Origin of the sequence: Roseibacillus persicicus, from assembly GCF_014651675.1 — a bacterium.
GTDB lineage: Bacteria > Verrucomicrobiota > Verrucomicrobiia > Verrucomicrobiales > Akkermansiaceae > Roseibacillus > Roseibacillus persicicus.
The window spans coordinates 132769-159274 of record NZ_BMXI01000007.1 but is presented as its reverse complement, the minus strand read 5'-3'; the positions used below and the strand labels follow the sequence as shown (position 1 = coordinate 159274).

The window sequence follows — 26506 nt, the reverse complement described above, 5'->3', positions numbered from 1 at the left end:
AGGGGTGGGACGGGTCCAGCTTTTTGCCCTATTCCACACCACGTCCCCTCCTTCCCAGTTATCCGTCGCTCGCCTGTCCCCCACGGTTCCTTGACTCAAGAATATTACCTCGTTCCCCCCGACCGGGCGTGCTCCAGGTTGCCGACTTTCTGAGCAAACACTCTTTGCGATAGCGCTTGTCCAGCAGACACGATAATCCCGTGTTTTTGGATTCCGCATTCGGGCTGTTATTGGAAGTTATCGGTCTCAATAAGACGAAGGCATCAGGGTTGCAGCCATTTCCAGAGGGGGCATTTTTTGTCGGAAGTCGGCATTCTCAATAGTGAAAACGCGATTTCGGCCTGATTACTCGGTGTCCACCATCAAGGAGAGGTCGAGTGATGCGGTTCCCAACCGCTCAAATTTCCACTTCCATTTTGCCTGCTTTAGCGAGGCTCTATTTGGGCGCCATGTCGAGGCCAGTGAGCTTACTGAAACAAGATTGGCGCTCTTCACCCCCTCCAGGCTGGCGGCCACTGTGCGGGCGTCTAGCTGCTCATTGCTGATCTCTAATCAATGTGATGGTTGATGCCGAGGCGGTGAGCTCGCGAGTAAGATGTGGTCGCCAACTGCAGACTAGAGCCTACTTCCCCAAGAATATTAGGCATTGTCTCGGTGACTCTATCTTCGATATTTTCAATCTTTACTGAATATTCCTGAAGATACTTGCGTGCAGTAAACAGCGAAGAATCCACATTATTGGCTAGCTCTCCCGGGTCACCAAACAGGCCTCCTTGACGTCAACAGGAGGATAGCGAGACACCATCGCTTTGATTTCGGGAGATTTCTTGCGAATTGGCTCTCTGCGCCTCTTAAAGGGCACCTTGGCGAGAAGCCATCCTGTCGAATCAGAGGCAACAGCTTCTTGAGCTGTGTATCCATTTTGTATCCGATTTAACCAGAAAAAAGGGCCGAAATGGGCCGAAAACGGGCGAATGAAAAAGAGAGACGAACCTCTTCAAAAACCTCTCAATCCACTAGAAAACAAGGAGTTAAGAGTGGTAGGCCCACAGGGAATCGAACCCCGATCTACGGTACCGGAAACCGTCGTTCTATCCATTGAACTACAGGCCCTACGCGGGCGCGGAGAATGCACCCACGCCCCCTTCCCTGTCAATGCGACAATCTGGTTTTTCCTGGCTGTTGAAATTCCATTGGAAAACTCGCAGGGTCAGAGTTCGTGGGAGACCGCTGAGCTAGGGAACTTTGGTCATTGTGTCTTTGGCTTTTGAGTTTTTCCTCACACTCCCACCCCGCCTCCCAAGAGGGCTCAATTCCTTGCTTCTCCGCTGGACGGATGGCTTGGGATTCGGGAGGGTTGGGTGACGAATGATTTTGACCAATCCACTCGGGCTGCTGGCTCTCCTTGGGATCCCGGCGGTGTTGCTGATTCACTTTCTGCAAAGGCAGGCTCAGGTGATTCCGGTCTCGACCTTGTTTCTACTTGAGCAGACCCAGCGGGAATCGACTTCGGGGCGACGCTTTGACCGTCTGACCAACTCGGTTCCGCTTTGGCTGCAGCTGCTGATGGTTCTCCTGCTGACCTGGTTGCTGGTGGAACCGCGCTATCGCAATACCACCTCCACCCAACAGCTGGCCATTGTGCTGGATTCGTCGGCGTCGATGTCGGTCTTTCGTGAGGAGCTGAAGACAACTTTGGAGAAAGAACTCCCCCGCTTGCAAGGGCCGGCCGCGAAGGTGCAGCTCTATCTCCTGACCTCGGATCCGAACGAACCTCTGCTCTACTCCGGCGACGACCCGAAGGAGGCTCTTACGGTATTGGAGAATTGGTCTCCGACAGCGGGGGCGATGGACCCGAACGGGGCGCTGCGCCTGGCGCGTTCGCGGATTCGGAGGGAGGGCCTCCTGATCTACGTGACCGACAATCTCGAGCGCACGGAATTGCCCTTCGACGCGCAGTTGCTCGCGGTGGGCAAGGCCACTGACAATATGGGGTTCACTGGCCTGAGTTTTTCCGAGGACGGTCAGTCCTGGCAAGCGACGGTGCGGAATTACTCTGATGATGAAAAGTCGCGGACTTGGCAGGTGCTCTTTCCCGATGGTTCTCTCTCGGAGGAACGCGAGCTGACCTTGGGAGCAGACGGTATCACGACCTTGACGGGCAATTTTCCTGCCGGGGCGGATTACCTCACCGTGAAACTGGCGGACGATGCCTTCGCCCTGGACAACGAGCTGCCCGTGGTGAAACCCAAGCCGAAGACTCTGGTGACGCTCTCGCAGTTGCCGCCAAAGTTCGGGGACTTTCAGAAGCGCTTCCTCGCCTTTTTCCCCAATCTGGAAAGCAGCGCTACTGCCGTTCCTGACCTGACCCTTTCCGCCTACGATCCCCTGCTCCCCATCGTGCCGGAGACCCATTCCATCATCACCATCAACGAGACTGCGCGCTCGCGAAAGTTTCTTTCCGGCGGCATCGTGGCGGAACCTCATCCCTTGACCCAAGGCCTGAACTGGCAGGCTTTGCAATCGCGCGAGACCATCCCTTTCCCCGTGACCGCCTCCGATGAAGTCCTTCTCTGGCAGGGGCAAAGACCGCTCATTGTTCTGCGCGAAACCTTACCCGTCGTCGAGGAGGGGAAGCCCACCCGGGGGGCGAAATCACACTTGATTTTCAACTTCGACCTCTCGCTCTCCAATGCTCTGAAGCTGCCCTCCACGGTAATTCTGCTCCACCGTTTCACCACCGGATTACGCGAGCAAAAGGTGGCCTTCGAGTCCCTGAACACCGAGACCAACCAAGAAATCCCCCTCGCCCGGAAGCCGGGGCAATCCCTCACCGTGGCCGTCCCCGGGGAGGATGACACGAAAGTGATCGTGGCGGAAAAGGCGGCCAACGAGGTTCTCCGTGCACCCAGCGAGCCGGGTTATTTCGAAGTCAAACAAGGCGAGACTCTCCTTCTCAAATCGGCGAGCCACTTTGCGGACACACGGGAAGCTGACTTGCGCAGTGCGAACTCGCAGAACGAGTTGACCCGTCTCACCGCGTCGGCGGTCGACCAAATCACCGACGAGGACAAGTGGTGGCCGCTATGGGTAGTCGCGACCCTGGCCGCTCTGCTGGCGGCGTGGCACTTTACCAAAGTGAAGGTCCAGGAGGAAGAAGTGGTAGCTGAGACGGCCTGAATGCGGGCTCCTGCGATCTTACAGCGCGACTTTTTACCATCCTGCGCCTTTCCTCTCGTTACCCGGGTCCGTAGCCATGCGTTTTTCCGGTCTTGCTACTTGCGCGCTGCCACTCTAGACCGTCCGCGATGTCTTTTGCTGAACTCGGTCTATCCGAACCTATCCTGCGTGCTGTTACTGAAAAGGGTTACACCGACCCGACCCCAATCCAGGCGCAAGCGATTCCCATCATCCTGAAGGGCGGAGACCTGACTGGCGCATCCCAGACCGGAACCGGCAAGACCGCAGCCTTCGCGCTGCCTTCCCTTTCCCGCATCGAAAAGAAAGGCAAGCCGCAGATTCTGGTGCTCGAGCCCACCCGCGAATTGGCCCACCAGGTCGCGGAGCAGTTCGAAGAATACGGAAAGCATACCGGTCTGCATGTCTGCCTCCTCTACGGCGGCGTGGGCTATGGCAAGCAAGACGAAGACATTGCGAAAGCCGATATCGTCGTCGCGACGCCCGGCCGCTTGGTCGACCACTTCTACCGCGGCACCATGCGCTTCGGTGAAATCAAGATTCTCATTCTCGACGAGGTGGACCGCATGCTGGACATGGGCTTCCTCCCTATCGTGCGCAAGATCGTGAACCTTTGTCCCTGGAAAATGCCAGCGGAAGAAGCGGACGAAGAGAGCAAACGCCCCGCCAATCCCGCCACCGATCGACAGACCCTCTTCTTCTCGGCCACCATGCCTCCGACGATCGAGCAGTTCGCCAAGTGGTGTCTCACCGACCCCGCTGAGGTGCAAATCGCCCGTCGCGAAGTGGCTTCCACTGTCTCCCACGCCTTTTACCCCGTCTCCATGGATCAGCGCGACGAGCTTTTGCTGGCGCTGCTGACCCAGACTGATTTCGACTCCGTAATGGTCTTTACCCGCACGCGGAAAGAAGCGGACTCCGTGACCGCGATGCTGAAGGGCAACGACCACGCCAAGGTCGCCGCCATGCACTCCGACATCAACCAGCGTGACCGCATGAAGGCGCTCGCCGGTTTCAAGGACGGAACCTACAACATTTTGGTCGCCACCGATGTCGCCGCTCGTGGCATCGATGTCTCCGGGGTCACCCACGTAATCAACTATCGGGTTCCCGAGAACGCGGAAGATTATGTCCACCGCATTGGTCGGACCGGCCGTGCGGAAAAAGAAGGAGACGCCTTCACCATTCTTACAGCGGACGAGTTGGACAGCGCCACTTCGATTGAGAACTTCATCAGTCGCAAGATTGAGCGCAAGAAGCTCGACAACTTTCCCTATATCTACACCGCCTTGCTCGACGACTCTCCGCCCAAGCCCGTCCGCAAGAAGCGTCCCCCCGCGCCCAAGCGCCGCCGCCGTTAGAGTTCGTTCTTTGCGATTGAGCAGAGACATTTCGGAGCGCGCGCAGCGCTAGCTGCCGCTTTGCGGTTGATCGGTTCGTTCTTTCACCCACCCGGGAAGAGCAAAGCTTACTTGCTCAATCTCGCAGCAACCCCGAGCCAATGAACAGCAACTTACCCCCAACGGGCAACCCACTTGCACCATCAACACGGTAGGGTCCTTTTGACAAAAGGACCACGAGAGTTCAGGAATCTTCGAAAAGCTCTCTCGCGGACGACGGCCGAAGGCCTGGGGACCGTCCCCAAACACTCGCGGCTGTTTTGCCAAAAACAGCCCTACCCCCAGATTGACTGACCGAATGATTCAGTGGGGCGAGTGAGGGCACTCGCGGTCCGTTGGTTTGGTTTTGTGATGGGGACTTCGCTTGTCTCGCAATACTTTTCTTCTATCCTTCTAGGCCAAAGATCTTCATTTTCACTTCAACAAATTTCCTTCGACCCAGCCCAATACCAACCTGCAAAAATCGCCCCATCAGTCGCTCCCTACTGGCACTACCTTCCTCGCCCCATCCGTTCCACATGCAAATCGAAATCGATACCCAACACGCCCGCCTCGACGCCTTCCTCGCGTCCCGCCTGAAGGAACATTCGCGGTCGCGCCTGCAGGAGCTGGTCAAGGAAGGTCACATCCTCGTGAACGACTCTCGCGCCAAGCCCAAACAGACCCTCAACCCCGGCGACCTGATTTCAATCACCATTCCCGAGCCCGTCGAACTTGAACTCATTGCGCAAGACCTTCCGCTCGACATCCTGCATGAGGACGAGGACCTCATCGTTCTCAACAAAGCCCACGGCATGGTAGTCCATCCCGCTAATGGCAATCCTGATGGCACTTTGGTCAATGCTTTGCTCTTTCACTGCGACGGTCAACTGGCCGGCATCAATGGCGTGGAGCGTCCCGGCATTGTCCATCGTCTCGACAAGGACACCTCCGGCTGCATCGTGGTGGCCAAGACCGACCGGGCGATGAAGTCGCTGCTCACCCAATTTGCTGAACGCGAAACCACCACCAAGATCTACTTCGCGGTCACTGCCCGTCCTCCGCTGAAAGAAGAAGACAGCATCTTCACCAACATCGGCCGTCATCCGGTCAACCGTCAACAAATGGCAGTCGTTGATCCCGGTTCGGGCAAAGCCGCCATCACCGATTACGAAGTTCTCAACCGTCACGGCGACGGCACCTGCCTCGTAAAGTGCACCCTCCACACCGGCCGCACCCATCAAATCCGCGTCCACCTCAAGCACGTCGGTGCCCCCATCCTCTGCGACCCCATCTACGGGAAATCTAGTAAGTCCCTCCCCGACACCGATCGCCTGATGCTGCACGCCCGCCAGTTGGGGTTCACTCACCCCGCGACGGGCGAAGAGGTTCTTTTCGAGGCGCCTTTTCCCAGCGAATTTCAACCCTGGCTCCCCAACCCTTCTCTCTCATGAAAACACTCCTCTTCTTGTTCGCCGCCCTGCCTCTTTTCGCCGAGGTCGCCACCATTACGGTACAAAAGGACCTGCCCTATGCTCCCAGCGGAGAAGATGCTTATCAGAACGAACGCTGCAAACTCGACCTCTACCTGCCAACCGGAAAAGATTTTCCGACTCTCGTCTGGCTGCATGGAGGGGGCTTAAAGGGCGGTTCTAAAGACCACGAATCCAACACCGCGATCGCAAAAGCCCTCGCCAGTGATGGCATTGCGGTGGCGATGGTGAACTATCGACTCAGCCCCAAAGCCAAGTATCCCTCCTATGTGGAAGACACTGCCAACGCAATCGCCTGGACGATTACGAACATTTCCGAACAGGGTGGTTCACCTAAAAAAATCTTTCTCGGAGGGCATTCGGCTGGAGGCTACCTGGCTCTCATGGTCGGAATGGATCCGACATGGTTGAAAGCCCACAAGCTCGAGCGGAGTGCCATCGCGGGCCTCATCCCAGTCAGTGGACAAACGATGACCCACTACACCGTGCGAGAAGAACGCTTTGGATCGGACAACCCCTTCATCATCACCGCCGATGACGCCTCGCCCGTGCGCTATGGTTCGCTGGAAGGCATTCCTCCCACGCTCATTCTCTGTGCCGAAAACGACATGGCTGCCCGTGTGGAAGAAAACCTCTATCTCGCGGCGGTTCTCAAAGGCGCTGGAAAAACCGAGGTGAAAACACTGGTCATCCCAGACCGCGACCATGGATCGGTAGCCTTCGACATCGCGCAGCCCAATGACCCAGCTCGCTTGGCCATTGCCGAGTTCATCACCGCCACCCTGACTCCGAAGGCCGGGGAGAAATAGCTATGGCGCAACCCCTCTCCATTGCCGTGGTCGGGCTGGGGTCGGCCGGTCCCGCTTCCGCGACCCTTTTGGCTCGGCAGGGACATCGGGTGGAACTCTTTGAGCGGGCTCCTGCGTGCGAACCTGTGGGGGCCGGCTTTCTTCTCCAGCCCTCCGGAATGTCGGTTCTCGATGAATTGGGAATTCTGGAACCCGTGCTTGAACGAGGAGCGCGAATCGAACGGCTCCATGTTCTCGACCAGCAAGAACGTGACCTGTTAGACCTCCAGTATCAGGAGCTCGGCGATCATCTGTTCGGGCTCGGACTGCACCGCCCCGTTCTGCTCCATTACCTGCTGGCCGCCATGGCGAAAGAGAGTGTGCCGGTTCATTGGAACTGGGAAGTCACCGGTGCACGACGCGAATCAAAAGGCTGGATACTAGAATCTGCCACAGGCCAGCAGAGCCGAGTGTTCGACCTCCTCATCGTCGCCGATGGTGCTCGCTCAACTCTTCGCCAGAGGCTTTTTCCCAAAGGAATCAACCGTGGTTACCCGTGGGGCGCGCACTGGTTTATCGGACACAATCACGACACCTTCCCAACCCAAGAACTTTATCAAGTAGTCAACGGAACCCGCCAATTGGCAGGCTTCCTCGCCACCGGACGAAAACTGGAAGAAGAGCACGATTTGGTCAGCCTCTTCTGGAGTCTCAAGCTCGCCGACGACGAGCTCATTCGATCCCAGCCATTGCAAAAATGGAAAGATACAATCCTCAAAGTCACTCCGCGCGCGGAACCTTTTCTTGCCCAAATCGAAGACTGGTCCCAAGTGCTCACCGCCCGCTACGGCGATGTGCGACTGCCCTGCTGCCATCGCGAAGGGGTGGTCATTCTCGGCGATGCGGCCCACGCAATGAGCCCCCAGTTGGGGCAAGGGGTCAATCTGGCGCTGCAAGACGCTTCCTCCCTCGCACGCTGTCTTGAGAGGTTTCCGCAATCAGAAGCACTCGCGCAATATGCCAGAGCTCGACACTTTCAGCTGGCCTTCTATAGCTTTTCCACGCGACAATTGACACCATGGTTTCAATCTGACCACCAGTGGCTGAGTCCACTGCGCAAAGCCTTTTTCCGCACCATGCAATACACTCCTCCAGCCCGCAAGTTCATGACCAGGTCGATGGCCGGCTTGGTTGGTTCGAGGATGACCTAGCACAAATCTCCACCCTTTCGCCACCATGCGTATCTTCTCAATCATCGTAGCCATTCTCTCTTTGGGCGCCGGTTTTGGTTGCCTCGCAATGGCATCCAAATATCGAAAGATATACATGGATCTCGAACTCACCTTGCCCACCTTCAATCAGACTCTTCTGAAAACGTCAGGCCTCATGCCGGGAGGATTCTTTATCGCCTTTGCCGTTCTTTTGCTCACGCTCATCTGTTGCAAACAAACCAAATCAGCTTTCTATCTAGCTATTCCCACTCTGTTCTTCATCATATTGGTCTCCATCACCTTACCTATCGCCCTCATCAGTCCTCTTTCCGCCGCGAAAGAGACTGAAAATAGAAACAGGACGAATACAGTCGAGAGCAGGCAACCGGATGAAGAGCCATCCGAGTGACCTAGCGACGGCCGGTCATCATGGTCCAATGCCCGCCCACCGGACCGATTCCCAATTCGTTGGGACCATTGGCGAACATGATGAAGCGGTGGCCGTCCGAAGCAAACCATGCGTTGTAAGCGGAGGCGTGGGATCCGGACCCCATAAAGATATTCTCTCCACTCCATCCGCCAGTGTATCCAGCCTTGCGCGCCCGGTCTCCGGGAGTTTTCTTGCCTTCGACCGGCGACTCATGGGCAAAGAAACCGAGCGCTTTCATATCCTTGGAGTGATCGGTTGCCGCGAACGATAGCTTCTCCTCCAAGTGCAGTGGACGAAGCCCCATAATCGCGCGCTGTTGATTGAGGAGATCCGCAAAGTCCTTCTGTGAAGCGCTCGCCCAAGCCGAGTCCTTGTTGTGTTTGTTCGCCGCCGCTAGCGTGGACAATTCCTGCAGAAAGACATCACGGTTCTTTTGAAATTTAATAAAGCGCTCACCGTCATAGGTCTCCTCGAGGGCCTCTTTCCACTGCCGCTGAAGGTCACTGTCATCAGGCTCATAGTCCTCACCTTCGCGGTGGCTCTCAATGCGGGCCAGCTCGGTTTCAATTTCCACGAGAGCCTGTGCGACCTGCTCGACCTGTGTGGTGAGCGGCGAAAGATCATTGGCTGAAAATCGAATCGCTCGTTGGTAGATACGGTCCACTGACTCGACCTCGTTGCGCAACATTTTGATTTTGGAAGCGTCCTTCTTGTAATCGATTTTGATCAGGTCATAGACCCGCTTTCGCTCGGTGGTGAGTTCCTCCAGAACAGGTTCCAACTCCTGATAAGCATTATCCCGACCACCCGAAAGAATTCTTCCAAGTCGCTTCTCGTGATGACTTTTCGCCGCAAAAAGTGCAGTTTGGAACTTTGGCAGCGCCTCTTCACTCAAGAGTTGAATCGTGCTGTAGGCAGCCTTTCTCCGAGCGGGATCTTCGGATTCCATCCACTCCAAGGCCTTGCGGAGCAGGTCGTTGGGAACAACCGGAGCATCCTCCGCCCCCAGGGTGACAGGAAGACAGAAAGCGAGAAACAACAAGAGGTTCTTCATGCCTCAAAATCTGCATGATTTGAGGGAAAAGGTCAAACTGGGAGAATCTTCCCCGCCGCGTGCACTCTTCCCAACTGCAGACCCATCCTGCTCCAGCCAAGTGTGACGGCTCAATCGCGCCCGGTCGCTTCCAGACTCGCGAGAATCTCGCTTTCCAGCACCTCGGCTCCGTGCATCACCTCACCCACCACCTTGCCGGGCAAACGTTGCTCTATCACACCGCGGTTTGTGACTCCGGCCACATCCTGCTCTTCAATCACCTGATTCAAGACCGCGGCCTGGAGACGACAGCCTTTTCTTTCGATCGCATCCACGGTCAGAAAGGTGTGATTGAGCGCTCCCAAACGATTTCCGATTACCAGCGCAATCGGCCAATCCAACATACGCGCAAAGTCCGAAAAATTCTCTTTCGCTGTCAGCGGTACTTCCCAGCCTCCCACGCCTTCGCAAATCACAATCTCATGCCGCTCCTGCAGTCCTTGACCCAAGGCAACCAGTGTAGCTAAACCCAACGCGCCTCCCTCCAGTTCCGAAGCTGGGAACGGCGCAATCGGGGTCCGATACCAAATCGGGTTGACCTCATCAATGGTCAGCCGACCGTCGCTAGCATCCTCCAAAGCGTAGGCATCCTCCCGGTCGCCGCAACACATCGGCTTCCAGCCTACCGCATCGACGCCCTTTGCCCGCAGGGCCTTCACCAACAACCACGAAAACCAAGTTTTCCCACATCCGGTATCGGTGCCGGTCACCACAATGCCTCCTCTCATATCTACTAGTGGACCGTCGGGGTCTCTTTCTTGGGCTCCGTCAATACGTCCGTGCCCTGTAGATCAGGGTTGATGGCTGGTCCGAGAATCGCAGGTTCGATGTCGGGCTCGCCATTCCGGCGCTGATTCTCCAAGAGGTCCTTAATCAAAAACCACACAATCACAGCCAGCACCAGTGAGGCGACCTTAGCTGTCAGATTCTGCGGCCGAACTGTCCTTTTGCTGCTCATGGTTTAAGAAAATCGCCTCCAGGCGCTCACGAAATTCGGCTTCATTTTTGAAGCGCTCCAACTTGCCGTCGACTGCGATGGAAATCATCCCGGTCTCCTCACTGACGACGATCGCCACCGCATCGGTTTCCTCCGACAATCCAATCGCCGCCCGATGTCGTAGGCCCAGGGAGCGGTCGCTCATGTCTCGCTGGGTGACGGGGAATACACATCCGGCGGCCGCAATGCGCTCTTCATCCAACACCACGCCCCCATCGTGTAGCGCGGATTTGGGGAAGAAAAGAGTCATCGCCAATTCCACCGACAGCTCACTGTCCATTTCCACCCCCGTCGTCTGAATGTCCTTCAATGAAATATTCCGCTCGAGGGCGAAAAGAGCTCCAAACCGTTTCTTGGAAAGCTGCACCACTGAGTCCTCTAACAAGTTCACAAACTTGCGCTGCCCCGAGTTAAATGAGAGAAAGCGCGAGCTGCCGATTTTAGCCAAGGCACTTCGTATCTCCGGCTGAAAAATGATGAGCAGCGCGAAAGCCAGCACGAAAACCGCCTGCCGTAGAATCCAGCTGATAACCGGAAGTTCCAACAAGCTGGAAATCAGAATAAAACCGATGAGAACCGTGGCAAGTCCCACCAGGATGCGCGCTCCCCGCGTCGCCCGAAAAGCGCGGTATAGCTGATAAATAACAAGCCACAAGACGAGGATCTCGACCCCGTCCCGCCAATGATTCTGGAATGCTTCCCAATACAAGGCGGCGAAGATAGCACCTCCCTTGCAGACCCGAAAGAGCAATGACACCGCTCGAGAACAAATTCCGCTCGTCAAGCTGCTCATCCTTCCAAAGACTCTTCCCATGTCAGCCTTCGACCGCCTCTCTGAACGACTTCGCGAAAAACATCTCTATGCCTCAGCCGCCTCCACTCTGGGCTGGGATCAGGAAACCTATCTCCCTGAGCGAGGCGTCGCACACCGCGCGGACCAACTCGCCCTGCTATCTGGAAAGATCCACGAGTTGGGCACCAGTGACTCCTTCCGCGCAGCATTGGAAGATGCCGAAGCCGAAGCCCTCTCGGGGCAAGAAGCAAACTTACGTGAGTTGCGGCACCACTTCGATCTCACCACCCGGATCCCCCAAGCCTTGGTTGAAAAGGAGTCCCAGGCCTCTTCCATGGGTAAGGCGGCATGGGCCAAGGCTCGTGCTGACAACGACTTCGCCACCTTCGCTCCCCACCTGGAAAAGCTCCTGGTTATCGCCCGCGAAAAGGCGGAATTGTGGGGTTACGAGGACGAGCCCTACACCGCTCTGCTTTCTTGCTACGAGCGCGGAGCAAACACCACCGAAGTGGCCAACCTGTTCGACACTCTCCAAGATGACCTCGTTGATATCGCAGCTCAGGCGGTAGAAGCGTCCCGGCAGATTCCTGCGGACCTCTTGTTGGGGCCCGCGCCCATTGAGTCCCAGCAAACCCTCAACCGCGAAATCGCAGAGTCCATCGGATTCGACTTTTCAGCTGGCCGCATCGACACCACGACACATCCCTTTTGCACGACCCTTGGCCCCTGCGATGTGCGACTAACAACTCGCTACGACGAAAACGACTTTGCCTCCTCTCTCTTCGGTATCTTGCACGAAGCAGGCCACGGACTCTACGAGCAGGGCACGCCCAGCGATCAGGCCCACCTCCCCTCCGGGGACCCGGTTTCCCTGGGCATCCATGAAAGCCAATCCCGCCTTTGGGAAAATCACGTGGGACGTTCCCGCCCTTTTTGGGAAAAATGGCTGCCACGCGCTCAAGAACTCTTTCCCCATCTACGCGCCCTAGACCTCAACCAATTCCTCATCGCAATCAACCGCTCCGACTACACCTTTGTCCGGGTGGAAGCCGACGAGGCGACCTACGACCTGCACATCCTCTTGCGATTCGAATTGGAGCGCAAGCTGCTCAATGGCGAATTGCAAGTGAAGGACATTCCCGCCGCGTGGAACGCCCGCTTCGAGCAACTCTTCAATATGGTGCCATCAACCGATACCGAAGGCTGCCTTCAGGATATCCACTGGGCCATGGGTGGACTAGGTTACTTCCCGACCTACTCCCTCGGAAACCTCAACGCCGCCCAGCTTTTCCAAACCGCCATGGGCAGTTCCACGATCTCCACGGCGTTTGCAAAGGCGGATACCGCGCCCCTACTGAGCTGGCTTCAGCAAGAGATTCATAGCAAGGGAGCCACTCTTCTTCCACAAGAGTTGATGAAGTCCGCAACCGGACGTCCCACCGAAGGCGCCGACTATCTCACCCATCTGCGGAGCAGATTCTCAGCCTGAACCTTCGTCTGCCAAAAGCAAAAAGCCGACTCCACAAACGGAGTCGGCTTTTACCTGTCTGGCTGTTTGCTCCCATACAACAAACAACCTCAGCCCCAAAAAAACTGGTTTCCCTAGCCTCTTCTTCTACGAAGAAGGCAACCCAATCCAGCCAATCCCAGCAGAGAAACAGAGGGTTCGGGGACGGTGCTAACAACAAGGTTATCGACAAAATTTTCTGTCGTGCCAGTCGCCAATTCCATGAAAAGACTTCCACCATTGTTGTCCCATGTGAAGGTGTCTTCAACGATGCGAACCCCGTCAACCGTTGCAACCAGATTGACATCCGTTCCATCAGCAAAGGAACCAAAAGTGTAAACCAACTCGACCGCATGGGTGCCGGCAGCGCTATCATGCGCAACACCCGAGTAGCCCTGATTCGCGCCATTATCCCATCTTTCGTTGGTCTCACCTCCTCCAGTCGCGGATTGACGGATGAGAAGAGCGTGATCCACCTCGCCAGCATTGACTCCGGAATCACCGTTGGGGGTTCCCACCTTCCAGGCAATCCACTCAGTCGAGGTTCCACTATGGATCCAATCGAAGGTCACCTTGATTCCTCCCGCGCCCAAGATATCCCCTCCGGTAGAACCAGCCGCCCAGTCAAACCGAGAAGTCTCGGGACCGAAACGCAAGCCACCGCCATCGGTCATGTCCAGCTGAGCTCCGAGGATTCCCTGCTGCTGCCCAAAGGATTGCAAGTAGCTCGCGGGTCCAGCAACCGCTCCGCCAACCCGTAGTCCATCAGGAGGCGACGCCGCGTCAAAAGACCCACTATCAGGCCCGTTGAAGTTATCGGAATAAAGCACGATCGTGCCTTCCGCCATTCCCAAGGTAGCGAGCAACCCCAGAGCAATTAGCGCCCCACGATTCTGCGCCCTCCCCTTGCCAAAATTCTCCTTCATCATATTTCTTTTCAATTTCATCTTTCGTAGAAACCCACTTCTCGTGAGCGTCAATTTTGTATTTTTCAGGAATGGACCTATTGCTCGATACGAAGAAAGTAGCGGGCTTCACCATTGAACTCCGAGACCGGCACCGTGACCTGACCTTCACCATTGCCATCAGTCATTGGCGACAAGGGAGATTCCAAGGGCTCAAAGCCTGACGACAGATCCGCAGACTTGGTGACCTGGTAAGTGGTAGCCGGAGAACCACTAAATGAGAGCGTGAAGTTGCCCGCACTATCCAAGTTCGAATCCGTGATTGAGAGGTCCTGGAGAACCACCCCATCCAATTCATTCGTGAGCCCGTAGAGATGAAGGGAACCACTGTTAGTTCGGGCACCCGGGTTGACCCCCGCCTTCACCACAACCTCTGTTCCCTGCGCCGTATAGGCATAGGTCAAATAGTAGGCATCATCATTGTTTGCGGTACCGAGCACGATACCCGGGCGATCCAAAGCGATCGCCCCATACGGAATCTCAACTTCCGAGCCATTGGTGAAGGTCAAGTCGACAGGCCGTCCCGTATCATTGGCCCCACCGCTGTAGTCCCAAGTCCGGACATAGATCTTCAGGAGGTAGTCTTCACCTGGAGTTAATCCCGAGAGAGTAAAGGTCTGCTCCGCCCCCGGGTCACCCGAGGAATAAACGAAGGTCCCCAAAAGTTCCAGAAGCCCTTGAGCACTCACCCCGCCGTTGGCCGGAACCCAACTGTTGAACTCCGAGTTCGTAAACTCATTGTAGACTGGTGCTTCCCACGTGAAGTTGGGGATTGCGGCTTCACTTGTGAGAACATCGAAGACCACTCCATCAATCGTTGCCGGACCACCGCCACTGATCTTGTGCGTATAAGACTTGGATGAACTAATCCCACTACTGGCCAAATCCGTGAATTGATTCACAGTCACCTTGTTGCTGAGCGATGGGGGAAATTGAGAGGCATCGAAGATTGCCGCTTGTCCGAGATTGGCCAGCTCCCAACCATCACGGGAACCGTCATCATCCGTATCCTGGTCAGTTGGGTCGGTGCCGGTATCATTGGCATCAACATAGGTTCCAGTGTTGGTTTCAGCCACGTCAGAGAGCCCGTCGTAGTCCGTATCGAGGAGAGTCGGATTGGTGGGAACTCTGAAACCTTCGGTAGGAAAGAGCTCGTCCCCATCGCTAAGAACTCCATCCCCATCGGTATCAGGATCGGTAGGGTCAATATCGGGATAGGCGGGATACCCGAGAAATCCCCCCAGGCTCAGCTGGTATTCCTCACTATCCAGCAAAGTATCGGAGTCGGCATCCGCGCTGAAGGAAAGACCATCCAGAGTCTGCAGGTCAGGAGCCCAGCGCAACTCCCATTCATCCGGAAGCTCATCGAGATCATCATCTTTGCTCACGGTCAATGTGAAGCTCCGCTCAGAAGACTCACCTCCTCCTTCAGAACTTGTCGCCAAGACGCGAATCGAGAACTCTTGACCGTCTACCGAGTTGGCTCCGGTGAAGTCGCTTCCAACCTGAAGCTCATCGCCATCAATAGCGAACCGGCCATTGTCGGTATCACCTTCCCCCGTCACGAAGGTGAAGTTGGAGTTCACCGGGTTGACTCCCAAAGCGGCTTCCAAGTATCCAATCGGTGTGCCAACGGGATCTCCCGAAATGAAAGTGGTACCCTCGAGGGTGGTATCAAAAACCAAACCGTCGAGAGTGCTGATAGCCAGATTATCAACGAGATTGTTGGCCGTGCCACTCGCCATTTCCATATGGAGCGCTCCCCCGTTGTTATCCCACGTAAAGAGATCGTTGACGATCAAGATGCCATCGACCACGGCCCTCAAATTGACAGTTGAACCATCATCAAAGGAGTCAAAAGTATAGGTCAGGGTCACGCTGTAGGTCTTCAGATTGCCCACATCAGGATTGTGACTGATTCCACTATACCCTGAATTCGAACCATTATCCCACCGCTCGTTATACTGATTGGAACCCGTCGCTCCCTGACGAATCAGAACCGCATGATCGACTTCTCCCGCATTCACCCCAGAATCCGAGTTCGGTGTCCCGACCTTCCAAGCAATCCATTCCGAATCCTCCCCCGTGTGAATCCAATCGAAGGTGACCTTGAAGCCTCCATCCGCGAGAATTGCCGCACCAGTCGCCTCGGAGGCCCAATTGAAGCGACTGGTCTCTGGACCAAAGCGCACTCCGCCCCCCTGCACGAGGTCCAGCTGGTCATTATCGATGAATTGGAGGGCGCCATAGGACTGGAGAGCAACTCCGGCTTCCGTTGCGAGAGTGCCGCCGAAGCGGCTAGTCGTATCCGAGCTATCGAGAGCGATTCTCTCCGTCGCGCCGGTGTCGAAATGATCAGAGTAAAGTAGCGTTTGTCCTGAAAGACTTGGGAGACAGCCCCCCAAGAACAGTGCAGACAATATTGAGTTTCTTTTCATGGTTTTAGATGGGCACTGCGACCTGAAGGACAGGGACTTCCACGAATATTTCGCCGGAATGCGCCAGCCCGAACGCTCGCAGTACTTCTATCCATCACCTGAAGAAAGGATTCCTGACAAAGAATCTCATTTTTTCTAATCCTTCCTCTTGCCGAACGACTAAAGTCCCCCCACCCAGCCGACGGACTTAATCCTCTCAAGCTCGGCATCCAGATCCGCCCCCTCGTAAAAGGAGAACCACCCTCTTAGCTCCACCGTTTCGCCCGGGTGGCAGACCTTGATCCTAGGATCCGAATGAATGCACGGACACTCGGAGATCCCCCACGGGCGGGCGGTTTCGCCCCAGCTTACGATCGCCCACCGTTGCCCATCCGCACTACGGGCCGCGGCAAAACCATCTTTAAAAACCTTATTGTCCATCGATTGCTCGGAGAACCCCTCGGCCCTCCCGAGCAAGACACAATTCTGCAGATTCACATTTCGCAGTTCCGAGGCGCTCTCATTCCGCAACCATGCTTGCAGTCGAAGCTCGCTTTTTCCGGGAGTGACTTCGGCACCAAAGGAGACTCCATTGGGAAAATGTCGTTCATAGCTCAACTTCCCGTCCTCATGGCGTTCCCACTCCAGTGGCGGCAATTGATAGCCCTGCAGGCTCCAGAAGGTAGGCAGGTCGGAATGCGACAGGTAGTAGACGAAGCGATCGAGATTAATCGCCTCCGGCACATCCAACACCACATAACCGTCAGCGTCCCAAGGGGTAAAGACGCTGATCTTCGTATCGCGCCGGGGATTGACGGCGTGCTTTTGATAGCCCAGACGAGGATGGCGCCCCCCCGGGTAGGGCAGCACCAACAGCTTGTCGTCTTTCAAGGTCGGCGCTTCGTCTTTGATTCCATACTTCTCCAGCGCACTTGAAATCTCATCCTTGGGCAAACCGGTGGCCGCCTTCATCTCGTTAAGACTGAAGCGATGCCAAGCCATGTTCTGAAGCCAATATTTTGTTTCACTGGCCGAGGTCGGCTTGCGAAACCACGGGGTGGCCCCTGCTGCTCGGGTAGAGACTTGCTCCGGGAAAACTGTTTCTGGTGCCGGTCGATTCTGAAAAGACCAGACGAAGAAAGCACCCACCGCAAACAGGGCCGCCAATGACCATGGCAGCGCACTCATCCACCAAGACGGACGGGACTTTCCCTCCGGCCCAGCCAAGAACAGATCGCCACTCCGGCCTCCGATTTGCGCCATCTGCGATTGCCCCACCACCACCCTCCGGTCCTCTCCATTGCCTTCAATGAGAAGCCGCCGGTTTTGAATCAATTCCAGGCGAGACGGTGCCACCAGATCGGCCAGCTTCGAGTTGAAGAGAATGCGTTCGGCACAATAGTCAGCCAATCTGGAATCCGACTTGAGGAGCTCTTCCAGTCGGCGCTGACTCTCCTCGTCCAAATGACCATCAATCAGCCCATCTACCAGACCAACGACTTCATCATCTGGGAAGGAATCGGGGGAAGAAAGGTCAGCCATGCGAGTCCTGTTTCATACGTTGCTCCACACAATTTCTTAACGCAGTTCGCAGTCGCTCAAGTTGCTTATACAGAGTGGGAAGCTTACGGGAAATCTTACTTGCCAATTCCTCCAAAGTCTCCCCCTCTCCGCCCCCATAGCGAGCATTGAGAATCCTCTTCTGCTCCTCCCCCAGGGCAGAAACACACTGTTCGAGCGCCCGGACATTCTCCTTCTCCTCTTGCCGCGAGCTCTGCTCCGCAAGACTCCACACCCGATCTCCGATGAGCTCCGAGACTTCCGGGTCCAGAAAAACCATGGACCGCACTCCCTTTTTTCTCAGGAGGTTCAGGGCCTTGAAACGGGCGCACGTGAAGGAATATTTCCGAAAGTCAACCTCGTCCCAATCGAGATGGAACTTCTTCCAAACGACGAGAAAGACTTCCTGCATGCAGTCCTCAATTTCCCCCCGATCCCTCAAGAAGGAACTCAGGTAGGCTGCCAACGAAGGTCTGACCAAGGTCAACAATGAAGAGAATTTTTCCGCGCTCTGGGGATCGACCGCCAACTCTTCACTCTCCGACTTTTCCTTTCTCACTTCACAATAGGCTAGAGAGCCAGGCAAAGCACTTGAAGGATTGGAAAGACTGGACATCAGGATTAAAGAAAAACGGAGAGCCAACCCTTAACGAGTTCAAACTACTCCTAGCGAAGTAGCCTGACAACTTTTTCACACTTTTCAAGCAGTCAAAGAGGCAGTCCCTCTGCAAATTGCGAAAGCTTCAGGAAATTCTCAACTCTAATCGAGTGACCCTAATGTTGGATAAGAAAAGTTTCTTTTTACCGTCAGGTTTCCATTCATCGCAACATGGTAGGGCTATGGAAACCCAGTATCGCCAGCCAACTTGCAAGGATGCTCCAAGACCCCCGCGCCGCGTGCCGCTACTCGTTTCTCTAAAAAACGGCGGGGAACTCCCACGGAGGCAAGCGACCCCTTCATCCGCGCACCTCCCTCCCGGCGCCACCTTTCGTAGCGGCTTTTCTCTAATCGTCACCATCACCATGATGGTTCTTCTCAGTCTCATTGCAGTAGGTCTTCTCTCGCTCGGGGCCACCTCTGTGCGAAGCTCACAAGCGGGAGAAGCACAACTCCAGGCCCGCGCCAACGCCCGTCTGGCCCTCGCCTTGGCGATCGGACAGCTACAGAAACTAGCTGGCAGCGATACCCGGGTCACAGCATCAGCCGAACTACTCGATGAAACCAATCCTCCCGCGCTGGGGGTTTGGAAAAGTTGGGAGGGCTCGGACCACCAGAGCTCCGGAGCATTGGCTGGGCGGCCTATTCCTCCCGACTATTCATCCAAGAAGCGAGCAGTGAACTCATCCAATGGACGCTTTCTCGGCTGGTTGGTTTCGGGAGCAGAAGACACCACGGATCCGAGCGAAGTCGATGGCCTGCTGAGCCAGACCCAACGAAAAAATTCAGTCCCTTTGCTAGCGAAAGGAAGCCTCGGCGCAAATGATCCCCGCCAAGTCCACGTTGAACCCTCGATTCTCAATCGTGGAGAAGGTGCCCTCGCCTGGTGGGTTTCGGGGGAAAATCAGAAAGCGCACCTTCCAAACATCCACGAACCCGAACAAGGAACTCCCGCAGAATGGTCGGTCATGATGCGAACCCATGCCACCGCCGATCCCGAGTCCTTGGGATTGGAACAGCTTCTAGACAATCCGGAAGCTGCAGACAAAGTCATCTCCCGTGCATCCTCACACTTTCTGGCTGGGGAGAATTCCAACAAAAAACCACCCCAGACTTTCCACGACTTTACCACTTCATCGGAAGGGCTTCTCACAAATGTCGCCACTGGAGGCTGGCGCAAGGACCTTTCCCTCTTTACTGAAAAGTGGGACTCCCTCCCGCGTGACACGCTTCCAGTTTTCCGGCTCTCCCCCGACCGCACCATCTTGATGGACCGGCCGATGGCGCGAAGCCCTCAGGCCAAATCATCCATTTTTTTCCCTTGGGCAGACTACCGCGCTGGCACTGGGAGCGCTCCAATCTATCAGCACGGCGCCGCCGCCTCCTGGCACCACCTGAAGGAATGGGCCACATTCTACAAAGATGTCAGATCCGCCACCTCGGGTGTCGCCACCGTGAGCTCGCAAGCCTCTGATATCGCCAATGCCGCCACCAGCTTTCAGTTTCTCCATCAGGTTCGGACTTCTCCAGTCGTCGCACGCATTCACTGGGTCTTTTCCCACCGCACTGCAGTCTCCGCCGATGGTCCAAGTTCTTCAGGCGAATTGGAGTTGCAGCTTTTGGTCAATCCGGTTGTTACCCTCTGGAACCCCTACAATGTCGGTTTGCGAGTCTCTCCACTCCGGCTCTCACTGCAACGCAACCTCCCCTGTTCCTTCAGCTACCGGGTGGCCCGCGCCGATCGCCGCTATCGAAGTCTTCTCTCAGGTAGTGAAAGCCAGGGGTTCCAGCCATTGAGTAGCCAAACCAGCTTGAACTACCGCATCACCCGCCCGGTCATTCTTGCTCCCGGCGAAACGCGTGTCTTTAGCGCAGGTGGCAACGTTCCGGTTGGAGTGGACCGAAGCTCGTCGCTCGATCTTTCCCCCGGCTATATGCCAGGAGGCGGCCACCTTTTCGTGGTCAAAGACGCCAGCGGTAATCCGGCCAAAGTGCGAGCCACCGACCTCGTGCGCGTCGATGTCAAATTCGACACTGCCTACGATGACATCAGCGAAGGAGTGGGTATCTACCTCGATATGGGGCCCGCTTCCAGCAACGAGCGATACCTCGTCTACCGCATGGTCTATACCAGAGAGATGGCCAATCAGGTTTACCCGCCCATCACCTCCAGCGAACTCACCCAACCTTCCGCAGGCGAGATCCTCAACAATCCCGTTCCCTTTCTCTCCACCGTTTTCGGAACCCGATTAGCAAGCGAGTCCCACCTCCCGGCCCGGGGTTTCCTTCAGTCCAGCCCCCTCGTCAACTACACCGCAATGGGCTCCAAGGCCTCCATCGAGGACTCCATCGGACATGAGTATCCCGGTGTTCTTCATCCTGTAAACTCGCCCTTCGATTACAGCTTCATCAAGCACGCCCCTGGAGACAGCCGCTTGCCAAACGCGGGCGAGGACAACCACAGCGGATACATCGTTAGTGGCTTCGACAAAAGCAGCGGCCTTTCCCGCGTGGTCGCTGCCGAGCTCCCGATCCGCCCCATCTGCTCTCTGGCTGAACTCCAAAACTGGGACCTCCGCTATGAGAACCCGATTCCTCCCTATCAGTTTAATGTCATCGCGAACAGTGACGCCACTCCTCTCATTCCCCCCAACGCGGTGGTCAATCCTGGAGCCCCCAGCAACTCGAAGAATCTCCAACACGATGATGCCTACTGCGCGAATCACCTCCTCTTTGATGACTGGTTCGTCTCCTCCATCAGCGACCGCCCCGATACCTTTGGTCGCGGAGGAGAAAGTCTTTCCGATGTCTTCGCCGACTTCGTCGCGGGAGAAACGCCCCTCGACAATCGTTCCTACCACCTTTTCCCCGAAGACCAGAACGATCAGTCAGGAGAACTGTTAGAGGAAATCGATGAGTCCGATTCCTGGCAAACCATCGCCGCCAGACTACAGGTGGAAGGCATGTTCAATGTTAATTCGGTATCCCTCCCTGCATGGAAAGCGCTTCTCAAGCATGCCCGCGATCAGTCCGTCCCCTACCTCTCCTTCAACGGGCAGGAAACCAGCGTCTTGCTTTCCGACCGAGGTGACCACGCGATATCTCGCTTCCCAATCGCGGGCGATGTGGAAGCGGGTCAACCTGGCACCTCGGGGGCCTTCTTCGAAAGCTCGGAGTTCACTGGCTACCGCCGGTTCAGCGACCAGATGTTGGATCAGCTGGCAGAAAATCTCGTGACCCAAATTCGCGCCCGAGGTCCATTCCTGAGCCTCTCCGAGTTCATCAACCGCCAACTCTCCTCCGGCGAACTCGCTCTCGCCGGCGCACTGCAAACCGCTCTCAATCAATTAGGAAAAGGGAGCTCCGGACCCTACGGAACCCTCGCCGCACTCTCCCGCGATGCCGGGGGCGGCGATCTAGCTGAACTCGCCAAGGCCAGCTATGCCTTCCCCGAAGCCGCCGTTGGAGAAAGCGCTTTTGGTCTCCCCGGCTGGACCCGCCAGGCCGATATTCTTCGTCCTCTCGCTCCCATCCTTACCGCTCGGGACGACACCTTCACCATCAGAGCCTATGGAGACTCTCGTGATGCCAGCGGTAGGGTTGTCGCCACCGCAACCTGTGAAGCCGTCGTCCGGCGATCGCGCGACTTCGTGGCAGCCTCCAAAGACGCCGCCAATATCACCCATGCCCCCCTCGCGGAGGAGAACCAGCGCTTTGGTCGCCGCTTCGAAGTCGTCCAGTTCCGCTGGCTCAAACCCGATGAAGTCTAATTTCCCATCCCGATCCTACCGAATGAAAACATTACTTCTCCTCATCCTCCTGCAACAATTTGTCTCGGCGGCAGAGACTCCGACCAAGCGCACTTGTCGCATTCTCTTTTTGAATGCACCGAGTAGTTCGCCCACCACGCTTTTTCTCTTCGACGGAAAGGAAAGCCGGGAAGTCGAACTCCCGAGAATGAACTTTTCTCCCACCTACACCCTCCCGGGAACCGAAGGGCTCACCCTCTTTTTCACTCCAAACCAAGTTTCCACTCTGGAGGAAGTGCCTGCGGGCTCTCCTTCCGTGAAAGTGCCCTCAGGCACCTCGGACTTTTATCTTCTCCTCTCGACGGACGAATCAAATTCCGTTGCTCCCATTCGCCCCCAATTGGTGAACGCCAAGTTCGACCAATTCAAGACCGGGGAAATCCTTTGGTTCAATCTCACCTCCGCCACCGTAGCCGGTCAGGTCGGCGAGGAAAAACTCGCTCTGAAGCCTCGCTCGCAAGGAAGAACCCAAGCCCCGGATAGTGCACAAAAGAATCTCTCCATCAACCTCGCTTACCGACTCCAGAAGGACGACCCCGTCTATCCCATTTGTGAAACCACCTGGCCTCACGACTCCCGCTCTCGCAAGGTGGCCTTCATCTTCCAAGAACCCAATCGCAGGGCTCCCCGCGTCCTCGCCTTCAATGACTATCGACCGGTCCAGCAAAAGGAGAACTAAATCCTCAGCGTAAATCGGGGCAAATGACCCAAGGCGAATGCGGGATTGCGGAGCCATCCATTCGCCGTTAGTTATCACTAATGCGTTGTTCTTATTTTGCTCTCGGTGCCCTCTTCCTATCCCACTTCACTCTCGCCGCTGACGAGCAGGAAGCAGGCTGGGTCAGTCTCTTCAATGGCAAAGACCTGACCGGTTGGACTCCCAAAATTGCGGGACATCCTCTCGGCAGCAACGCCCACAACACCTTCGTCGTGGAGGACGGCATTCTGAAGGCCTCCTACAAGGACTACGAGAAGTTCGACAACCAGTTTGGCCACCTTTACAGCAACCTCGCTTACTCCCACTACATCTTGCGTCTGGAGTATCGCTTCGACGGGCCAATGATGGCCGATGCCCCGCATTATGTGAACCTCAACAGCGGCGTCATGTTCCATAGCCAACCGCCCCAAAGCATGAGCCTGGAGCAGAGCTTCCCCGTGAGCCTGGAGTTTCAATTCCTGGCCGACGAAGGAAAAGGCAAGCGTCCTACCGGTAACGTCTGCACGCCGGGCACGAATATCGAAGTGGAAGGAGAACTCGTCACCGACCACATCGTGCAGTCCTCAGCTGAAAATCTCGCCCCCGAAGAGTGGGTCACGATCGAACTCGAAGTTCACGGCTCGGAGGAGGTAATTCACCGCGTCAACGGCAAGGAAGTCCTCCGCTACCAAGCCCCACAGTTGGACCCAAAGGGCCACGTGGTCTCCACGAAGGAACTACTGGAAAAAGGAGCGCCCATCGAACTGGGATTCGGTCACCTCGCCCTACAGGCCGAGGGCCAGCCCATCTGGTTCCGCAACATTGAGCTGAAACCCTTGCCCCAGCAAACAACTCAAAATACCCAATAGAAAATCCAATTCGGTCCTGATGAACGAGCTACTGCAAAAGTTGACCGAACGGGCGAGTGATGCCGGGGAATTGGCCAAGTCACTAACCGAATCAGGCCTCAAGTCGGTCAATGAGGTTTTTAAGGGCACTCCTCTCTTCGGGGCACTCTCTGCAACCGCAACCGAGAATACCGAGTTCGACGAAACCCACTACCTGCTCATCCCCCTGTGGGGCTCCGAAAGAGCTCACGCCATCTATACAAAACGCATCCTTCCGCCCGACATCGGAGCCACCAACTCACTCCCCAAGCTCCGCGTCTTTCACGTTCCAGACGAAGCTGGCAAAGAACTGTTAGAGCAAGAGCTCATTCAACAGGCCGTCAGCGAAAAGGCCCAAACCGTGACCGGTAGCTCGGAGTTTGCAGACCTCCTCGATCAAGTCGCCGACCAAATCGACAACGAAACCCAAAAGCTCAGTGGCGGTCTCCTGATTATTGGAGGTGCGGTTGCACTGGTGAATCCCCTCGTTGGCATCGGCATCGCAGTCAAGGGACTCCTCCCCTCTGTCGGGGCCAAGGCCTCCAAAGCCGGGGCCGGTTTAATCGGCAACAAATTGCGCGACTGGAATAAACAAACAAGCCTGTCGAAGGCCCGTAAGGAAACCTCCCGCCAAGTGCGGAAACTCAAGCCGCAACTCTTTACCAATCCCCTCATTCGCAGCTTGGAAGCCATTGCCACCGAGCCTCGCACCAGCTTCGACCCATCCTTCGACCCTCGAAACTGGATCGACCAGTTCGAGAAGCCCCACTATCATTTGCTCACCGAAGAGGCGATTCGCGAGATCTACCGCGATCACCTCCCGACAGCGAACCTCACGAACTACCAACAGAGTCATCTCGAATGGGTCCGTTCAATAATCGACCGTTGAGGCGGCCAGCAACTCTAACAACATTCGGTCAAGCCCCCTGGATGGGGTGTATCTCGGCGATATAGGGCAAAGGTCCTCGACGTAACCTTTGCCTTCGTTTGCATGCAAACCTCCAGTCGCGTCCATTCTTCGCCCAGATGAAAAGCTTCCTCCTTCTCTTTTTCCTACTCGGTCTCGCGACCGCGACCGAGCGCCCCAACATCATTTTGATCATGGTGGACGATTTGGGTTTTTCAGATTTGGGCTACATGGGAGGAGAAATTGAGACCCCTCACCTCGACGCTCTGGCAAGGAATGGCGTGCGCTTCTCGAGCTTCTACAACGGCGCACGTTGCTGCCCCTCCCGCGCCACTTTGATGACCGGGCTTAATCCTCATCAGACAGGAATCGGCCACATGACCAATTCGCCTGACAAGCAGAGAGATGCCCAACCCGAAGCCTATCAAGGATATCTCAATCGCAATTGCGCCACCCTAGCCGAACTCCTCAAACCCGCCGAATATGCGACCCTGATGACGGGAAAGTGGCACTTGGGCTTTCATGAAAAGGAGCGTTGGCCACGGCAGCGTGGCTTCGATCAATTCTATGGCTGCATCACCGGTGCCACCCGCTTTTTCTATCCGGAGGCACCCCGCGACATCACCTTGGACAACACTCCCCTGGTCAATCCTCCGTCCACCACAGACGAGGCTTTCTACACCACCGATGCCTTCACCGATTATGCCATCCGGTTCATCACTGAACACGAGAATCGCAGTGAGCAGCCCTTCTTTCTCTACCTCGCTTACACCGCGCCACACTGGCCCTTGCAAGCCTTTGAGGACGACATCGCAAAGTATCGCAGCAAGTATCGCATCGGATGGGACACGCTGAGAGAGCAGCGCTATCAACGACAGATCGAGCTCGGCCTGATTGACTCCAAATGGAAGCTCTCGCCCCGCCCCGGCAAGGTCCCCGCTTGGAATACGCTCACTGAAGAGAAGAAAGATGAAATGGATCTCAAGATGGCAGTTTACGCCGCGATGGTTGACCGGGTTGATCAAAACATTGGAAAGCTTGTCTCCTCGTTAAAAGAACAGGAACTGTTCGAAGACACCCTCATTCTCTTCCTATCGGACAACGGCGCTTGCCAAGAGTTTAGTGTCCTGGGGAACGGAGAATTCCGAGATGTAGAAAAGCGCAATCGCAATCATGCGAACACCTACGGTCAGGCTTGGGCGAATGCGGGTTCCACTCCTTTCCGCTATTTCAAGCACCATGCGCACGAGGGAGGAACCGCCACTCCTTTCTTCCTTCACTGGCCAAAGGAAATTGCTCCTGCGAAAGACTGGTATCGATCCACCGCCCACATCAACGACATCGTCCCCACCCTGTTAGATGTCGCAGGAGCCGAGTATCCCTCCGAAAGAATGGGCAAAAAGCTTCCCAGCCTTTCCGGCATCTCGTTGCGACCATCCTTTATCTCTCAACCTCTCGAGCGGAAAAATTGCATCGCCTTGGAGCATCAGCAGAACGCCTCGCTGCGGGAGGGCAATTGGAAGTTGGTGGGCGAACAAGTTGTTGGCCAAGAAAGCCCCCTCGCCAAGAAATGGGAACTCTACGATCTCTCTCAAGACCGAACCGAACTCAACAACCTCGCTCAGACTCACCCCGAAAAAGTGGAAGAACTCGTCGCCAAATGGTTTCGGTGGGCTCAAGAAACGAGAGTCTATCCTCGCCCTCTTTCCAAATAAAA

20 protein-coding genes and 1 tRNA gene are annotated in these 26506 nt (G+C 55.9%); 12 read left to right on the top strand and 9 right to left on the bottom strand.

Going from position 1 to position 26506, the window contains the following annotated elements:
- Positions 1-1038 precede the first annotated feature (1038 nt).
- Positions 1039-1113 (bottom strand) — tRNA-Arg (locus IE099_RS09685).
- Between the two features lie 255 nt (positions 1114-1368).
- On the opposite strand from IE099_RS09685, the gene IE099_RS09680 reads away from it, so the two are divergent.
- The 6 genes from IE099_RS09680 to IE099_RS09655 all read left to right on the top strand — a co-directional run bounded on the left by IE099_RS09680 (position 1369) and on the right by IE099_RS09655 (position 8478).
- Entirely contained in the window at positions 1369-3180 is a 1812-nt protein-coding gene (locus tag IE099_RS09680) for a vWA domain-containing protein (protein WP_189569720.1), read from the top strand.
- 128 nt (positions 3181-3308) lie between these two features.
- Positions 3309-4559 carry a DEAD/DEAH box helicase gene (locus IE099_RS09675; RefSeq protein WP_189569719.1) on the top strand — a complete coding sequence of 417 codons (1251 nt, stop codon included), beginning with the start codon at positions 3309-3311 and terminating at the stop codon, positions 4557-4559.
- Between the two features lie 557 nt (positions 4560-5116).
- Positions 5117-6031 carry an RluA family pseudouridine synthase gene (locus IE099_RS09670; RefSeq protein ID WP_189569718.1) on the top strand — a complete coding sequence of 305 codons (915 nt, stop codon included), beginning with the start codon at positions 5117-5119 and terminating at the stop codon, positions 6029-6031.
- Positions 6028-6879, top strand: a complete 852-nt coding sequence (locus IE099_RS09665) for an alpha/beta hydrolase (RefSeq protein WP_189569717.1) — start codon at positions 6028-6030, stop codon at positions 6877-6879. The genes IE099_RS09670 and IE099_RS09665 overlap by 4 nt, the downstream gene beginning before the upstream one ends.
- Positions 6880-6881: 2 nt before the next feature.
- Positions 6882-8069, top strand: coding sequence for an FAD-dependent oxidoreductase (locus IE099_RS09660; protein ID WP_189569716.1), 1188 nt, complete (start codon positions 6882-6884; stop codon positions 8067-8069).
- Between the two features lie 25 nt (positions 8070-8094).
- Complete coding sequence (locus IE099_RS09655; RefSeq protein ID WP_189569715.1) at positions 8095-8478, top strand: hypothetical protein; 384 nt, start codon at positions 8095-8097, stop codon at positions 8476-8478.
- Position 8479: 1 nt separating this feature from the next.
- Here the strand turns inward: IE099_RS09655 and IE099_RS09650 are convergent, their stop codons facing one another.
- The 4 genes from IE099_RS09650 to cdaA all read right to left on the bottom strand — a co-directional run bounded on the left by IE099_RS09650 (position 8480) and on the right by cdaA (position 11346).
- Complete coding sequence (locus tag IE099_RS09650; RefSeq protein ID WP_189569714.1) at positions 8480-9553, bottom strand: CAP domain-containing protein; 1074 nt, start codon at positions 9551-9553, stop codon at positions 8480-8482.
- A 110-nt stretch (positions 9554-9663) separates the two neighbouring features.
- Positions 9664-10320: a dethiobiotin synthase gene (gene bioD / locus IE099_RS09645; RefSeq protein ID WP_189569713.1), complete on the bottom strand. Its 657-nt coding sequence runs from the start codon at positions 10318-10320 to the stop codon at positions 9664-9666.
- A gap of 5 nt (positions 10321-10325) precedes the next feature.
- A complete protein-coding gene (locus IE099_RS09640; RefSeq protein ID WP_189569712.1) occupies positions 10326-10550 on the bottom strand; it encodes a hypothetical protein in 225 nt (74 codons plus the stop codon).
- A complete protein-coding gene (gene cdaA, locus IE099_RS09635) occupies positions 10507-11346 on the bottom strand; it encodes a diadenylate cyclase CdaA (protein ID WP_229809463.1) in 840 nt (279 codons plus the stop codon). The genes IE099_RS09640 and cdaA overlap by 44 nt, the downstream gene beginning before the upstream one ends.
- A 55-nt stretch (positions 11347-11401) precedes the next feature.
- On the opposite strand from cdaA, the gene IE099_RS09630 reads away from it, so the two are divergent.
- Positions 11402-12871: a carboxypeptidase M32 gene (locus IE099_RS09630; protein WP_189569710.1), complete on the top strand. Its 1470-nt coding sequence runs from the start codon at positions 11402-11404 to the stop codon at positions 12869-12871.
- Between the two features lie 113 nt (positions 12872-12984).
- Here the strand turns inward: IE099_RS09630 and IE099_RS09625 are convergent, their stop codons facing one another.
- The 4 genes from IE099_RS09625 to IE099_RS09610 all read right to left on the bottom strand — a co-directional run bounded on the left by IE099_RS09625 (position 12985) and on the right by IE099_RS09610 (position 18447).
- Positions 12985-13836: a hypothetical protein gene (locus IE099_RS09625; RefSeq protein WP_189569709.1), complete on the bottom strand. Its 852-nt coding sequence runs from the start codon at positions 13834-13836 to the stop codon at positions 12985-12987.
- Between the two features lie 56 nt (positions 13837-13892).
- Positions 13893-16292 carry a hypothetical protein gene (locus tag IE099_RS09620; protein WP_189569708.1) on the bottom strand — a complete coding sequence of 800 codons (2400 nt, stop codon included), beginning with the start codon at positions 16290-16292 and terminating at the stop codon, positions 13893-13895.
- Between the two features lie 159 nt (positions 16293-16451).
- Positions 16452-17813, bottom strand: coding sequence for a hypothetical protein (locus tag IE099_RS09615; protein WP_189569707.1), 1362 nt, complete (start codon positions 17811-17813; stop codon positions 16452-16454).
- A complete protein-coding gene (locus tag IE099_RS09610; protein ID WP_189569706.1) occupies positions 17806-18447 on the bottom strand; it encodes a sigma-70 family RNA polymerase sigma factor in 642 nt (213 codons plus the stop codon). Before IE099_RS09610 ends, IE099_RS09615 begins: the two co-directional genes overlap by 8 nt.
- Positions 18448-18854: 407 nt before the next feature.
- On the opposite strand from IE099_RS09610, the gene IE099_RS09605 reads away from it, so the two are divergent.
- From IE099_RS09605 to IE099_RS09585, 5 genes are all read left to right on the top strand, one after another.
- On the top strand, positions 18855-22259 hold the full coding sequence (locus IE099_RS09605; protein WP_189569705.1) for a hypothetical protein: 3405 nt from the start codon (positions 18855-18857) through the stop codon (positions 22257-22259).
- A gap of 22 nt (positions 22260-22281) precedes the next feature.
- The gene (locus IE099_RS09600) at positions 22282-22977 is read left to right on the top strand and encodes a hypothetical protein (protein WP_189569704.1); all 696 of its coding nucleotides are present in this window, start codon (positions 22282-22284) and stop codon (positions 22975-22977) included.
- 80 nt (positions 22978-23057) lie between these two features.
- The gene (locus IE099_RS09595) at positions 23058-23864 is read left to right on the top strand and encodes a 3-keto-disaccharide hydrolase (RefSeq protein WP_189569703.1); all 807 of its coding nucleotides are present in this window, start codon (positions 23058-23060) and stop codon (positions 23862-23864) included.
- 19 nt (positions 23865-23883) lie between these two features.
- Positions 23884-24771, top strand: coding sequence for a hypothetical protein (locus IE099_RS09590; protein WP_189569702.1), 888 nt, complete (start codon positions 23884-23886; stop codon positions 24769-24771).
- A 137-nt stretch (positions 24772-24908) separates the two neighbouring features.
- Positions 24909-26504, top strand: a complete 1596-nt coding sequence (locus IE099_RS09585; RefSeq protein WP_189569701.1) for an arylsulfatase — start codon at positions 24909-24911, stop codon at positions 26502-26504.
- Positions 26505-26506: the final 2 nt, after the last annotated feature.

Excerpts from the sequence above, each read along its gene's own strand:
- IE099_RS09590 (WP_189569702.1), top strand. The coding sequence starts at position 23,884 with ATGAACGAGCTACTGCAAAAGTTGACCGAACGGGCGAGTGATGCCGGG.
- IE099_RS09680 (WP_189569720.1), top strand. The coding sequence starts at position 1,369 with ATGATTTTGACCAATCCACTCGGGCTGCTGGCTCTCCTTGGGATCCCG.
- IE099_RS09675 (WP_189569719.1), top strand. The coding sequence starts at position 3,309 with ATGTCTTTTGCTGAACTCGGTCTATCCGAACCTATCCTGCGTGCTGTT.
- IE099_RS09585 (WP_189569701.1), top strand. The coding sequence starts at position 24,909 with ATGAAAAGCTTCCTCCTTCTCTTTTTCCTACTCGGTCTCGCGACCGCG.
- IE099_RS09655 (WP_189569715.1), top strand. The coding sequence starts at position 8,095 with ATGCGTATCTTCTCAATCATCGTAGCCATTCTCTCTTTGGGCGCCGGT.
- IE099_RS09605 (WP_189569705.1), top strand. The coding sequence starts at position 18,855 with ATGATGGTTCTTCTCAGTCTCATTGCAGTAGGTCTTCTCTCGCTCGGG.
- IE099_RS09625 (WP_189569709.1), bottom strand. The coding sequence starts at position 13,836 with ATGAAATTGAAAAGAAATATGATGAAGGAGAATTTTGGCAAGGGGAGG.
- bioD (WP_189569713.1), bottom strand. The coding sequence starts at position 10,320 with ATGAGAGGAGGCATTGTGGTGACCGGCACCGATACCGGATGTGGGAAA.
- IE099_RS09610 (WP_189569706.1), bottom strand. The coding sequence starts at position 18,447 with ATGTCCAGTCTTTCCAATCCTTCAAGTGCTTTGCCTGGCTCTCTAGCC.
- IE099_RS09595 (WP_189569703.1), top strand. The coding sequence starts at position 23,058 with ATGCGTTGTTCTTATTTTGCTCTCGGTGCCCTCTTCCTATCCCACTTC.
- IE099_RS09600 (WP_189569704.1), top strand. The coding sequence starts at position 22,282 with ATGAAAACATTACTTCTCCTCATCCTCCTGCAACAATTTGTCTCGGCG.
- IE099_RS09620 (WP_189569708.1), bottom strand. The coding sequence starts at position 16,292 with ATGAAAAGAAACTCAATATTGTCTGCACTGTTCTTGGGGGGCTGTCTC.
- IE099_RS09615 (WP_189569707.1), bottom strand. The coding sequence starts at position 17,813 with ATGGCTGACCTTTCTTCCCCCGATTCCTTCCCAGATGATGAAGTCGTT.
- IE099_RS09640 (WP_189569712.1), bottom strand. The coding sequence starts at position 10,550 with ATGAGCAGCAAAAGGACAGTTCGGCCGCAGAATCTGACAGCTAAGGTC.
- IE099_RS09630 (WP_189569710.1), top strand. The coding sequence starts at position 11,402 with ATGTCAGCCTTCGACCGCCTCTCTGAACGACTTCGCGAAAAACATCTC.
- IE099_RS09670 (WP_189569718.1), top strand. The coding sequence starts at position 5,117 with ATGCAAATCGAAATCGATACCCAACACGCCCGCCTCGACGCCTTCCTC.
- IE099_RS09660 (WP_189569716.1), top strand. The coding sequence starts at position 6,882 with ATGGCGCAACCCCTCTCCATTGCCGTGGTCGGGCTGGGGTCGGCCGGT.
- IE099_RS09665 (WP_189569717.1), top strand. The coding sequence starts at position 6,028 with ATGAAAACACTCCTCTTCTTGTTCGCCGCCCTGCCTCTTTTCGCCGAG.
- IE099_RS09650 (WP_189569714.1), bottom strand. The coding sequence starts at position 9,553 with ATGAAGAACCTCTTGTTGTTTCTCGCTTTCTGTCTTCCTGTCACCCTG.